Annotated in this window: 1 protein-coding gene; it reads left to right on the top strand. The window is 41.1% G+C overall.

The window, feature by feature from the left end:
* Positions 1–72: 72 nt before the first annotated feature.
* Positions 73–1,122 (top strand): tyrosine-type recombinase/integrase, encoded by a 1,050-nt coding sequence (locus AAKU61_RS22560; RefSeq protein WP_354335870.1) that lies wholly within the window; start codon positions 73–75, stop codon positions 1,120–1,122.
* Positions 1,123–1,722 lie beyond the last annotated feature (600 nt).

Consider the following 1,722-nt stretch of genomic DNA (forward strand, 5'->3'; position numbering starts at 1 on the left):
TTCTTTGGACTTGTAGCCAAGATGTTGTTTTTATTTACTTTTAATTTTAAATATGACCGTTAATTGAATAAAATGAATAAATCTTTATTTGATGATGAAAATGGCTGGAAACACAGTCCGAGAGAAGCTTTTTCCGCTTTTGTGAAAACGGAAGATTACTTGCTGTTGGGGCGTCGACAAATCGCTAAAACAAACGAGAATGAAAATAAAAAACTCCGTCCAATATTGGATAGTTCTGCTGAAATTTACATTCACATGTTCCACCGATTTATGGATTTCATTGATTCGCAGGGCGTTATCTTGCACAGTGTGAACCATGACCACATTAAAGATTTTTTAGAGATACCGAAGCCAGGTAAGGATACGTCGCGCAAAGCCTTTAATAGTTCAATACGTGTGCGATATTTACGCTTATTAGAACGAGTATTTGCACATGTCGGCATCACTCCCAATCCAGCTAAGCATGCAGCCTTTGATATTTACCAAACCAAAGCACAGGGGCGGGACCTACCTAAAGTGATACTCACAGATGACCAACAGCATTTGTATATGGAACACTTACCGGAAGTCGCACCTTACGACCCGACCGTTGACGATGGGCCGGAATGGAAACGTCGGCGAGATAGGGCGATACTGGCCATGTTACTGGGAGCGGGATTAAAGGTATCGGAGTTGGTTGGGCTCAACACTGATCGAGTAGGTGCTAGAGACTCTACCGGCTCTATTCCAGTTGAAATAACACCTTGGTCAGTGAACGGTACAAGTCGGAATCACCAAACACAACTAAGGCCGTTCGCTGTTGCAGATGTGATGGCATGGGTTGAGGAACGCAATGCAAAGAAAATACCAGGGAAACTTTTATTTCCTGCCAACCTCGATGGAAAAAAATTAGATAAATCGACAATCTATCTTTTGACAAAAGCGACTTACAAAAAGGCTGGGATCGAAGTAAAACGTAAAGGCCCGCGTACACTCAGAAATTCGTTTGCAGTAAGAGAACTAGAGTCTCCTGACGGGTCTATCGAGCTAACTGGTGAATTACTTGGATTACGAAAACGTAAATCAACAGAAAAATATCTGATCACTAACAAATTATTGAATAAAAAAAGATTGATTACCTGAGACTGTCTCTCCAAAGAAATCATCTCAAAGGTGGACAGACAATTTTTGTATGAACGTCCTCTCTTTACTTCTGCATGAACAAAGCTAAAAGATTATTTCTGCTTATTGTGCGGGAATCACCCCGCGAAGAGCCCGCCACCTCAAAATCCGAACGACTCGTCACAGCACGTTATGACTGTTCGTTCGTGAAAACAGTATTTCAATACATACCGAGTAGTAGATCATATAGAAGCATACTTTTGATACCAAAACACTTCTTGAGCGCTTTTTGAACTTTTCCAACGCGTTGGAAAAGTTATGCAGTAAATGAAGACCTAGCTCCCTAAGCACAATTTCACTTTTCTAGGATCAATATGTGTAGTTGGTATCTCTCTTTCGCAAAATAAAAAACCGAGCAAATGCTCGACTTTTTATTCGTTGGATCTAGTTAAAAACTGGGGATTAATCCTGGTGCTGTCGTAAAACTCCAGAAACATCCGAGTGCTTTGCCAAAGATAATTTTATCGTTTGCACATCCAAACTCATTGCCGTTAATCGATCCATGAAGCGCCATGTTGTATGTCGTGGACGGCTTCAACTGAGATTTGGCAGTCAGCCATG

The organism is Undibacterium sp. GrIS 1.2, assembly GCF_040544435.1.
In the GTDB taxonomy this organism is placed as follows: domain Bacteria; phylum Pseudomonadota; class Gammaproteobacteria; order Burkholderiales; family Burkholderiaceae_D; genus Undibacterium.